This is a genomic window from Rhodococcus sp. ENV425, assembly GCF_002887785.1.
Classification (GTDB): Bacteria; Actinomycetota; Actinomycetes; order Mycobacteriales; family Mycobacteriaceae; genus Rhodococcus; species Rhodococcus aetherivorans.
In genome coordinates this window covers 1-677 of the sequence record NZ_PCZU01000251.1, presented here as the reverse complement: position 1 = coordinate 677, position 677 = coordinate 1, and the positions used below count along the sequence as shown (strand labels likewise).

Annotated in this window: 2 pseudogenes; one reads left to right on the top strand and one right to left on the bottom strand. The window is 68.2% G+C overall.

Annotation, left to right across the window (positions count from 1 at the left end):
- Positions 1–217: pseudogene (locus tag CQZ88_RS21960) on the bottom strand (M23 family peptidase); the annotation flags it as partial.
- A 226-nt stretch (positions 218–443) separates the two neighbouring features.
- Between CQZ88_RS21960 and CQZ88_RS21955 the strand changes: the two are divergent.
- Positions 444–677: pseudogene (locus CQZ88_RS21955) on the top strand (hypothetical protein); the annotation flags it as partial.

Genomic DNA, 677 nt, shown 5'->3' with positions numbered 1-677 from the left:
CCGGCTCGGTGCCATAGAATTCGTACTGCTCGGTGGTACTGGTGTTGCGGAAGTTCACAATGCTCGAGACGTCTAGATCGTCCGCCGGGCCCTCGTCGAGGTAACGCTCGTGCGGCTGCCAGTGGCCCGGATAGAGATGGTCGGTGGCCTCCGTGGACTCGAAGTCACCGAACCCGCTGCCGGGACGGCTGTCGGCGCGTGGAGTGCAAGTGTGCATCGACTGCCGTCCTCCGTTCGTGACCTGACCGTTATTCGGACCGAAGCGACGGTAACGAAACGATCGCAAGCGTGGCAACCCAAACGGGCTGGAAATCGGGCCTTGTGACTGGCATCACAGTTTGAGCTGGGCGTATATGGAAACGTTCCTTCGGTTACGGCGCGATACCGAATATTCACGGTGTGTCACGCCGCGATGAATCGGAACGTCGCCGTAGCGTCGGGGCGTGCCGAGCCGCCCGCCCGTCCTCGTCGCCGCGTTCGTCCTGTCCGTGCTCGGCGCCATCGCCGTGGCGGTCGCGCCGTTCCTGCCGGCGGTCCGCGCCGACGCCGGGCCCGTCGGCGCCGCCCTCGGCGCCGCGACGCTCGTCGCCGTCGCCGCCGCGCTCGCGGTGCCCGTCGGCGCGGTGAGTCTCGTCCGTCGGCCCGGGCTCCTCGCCGGAATCCGGGCCGGCGCGCTG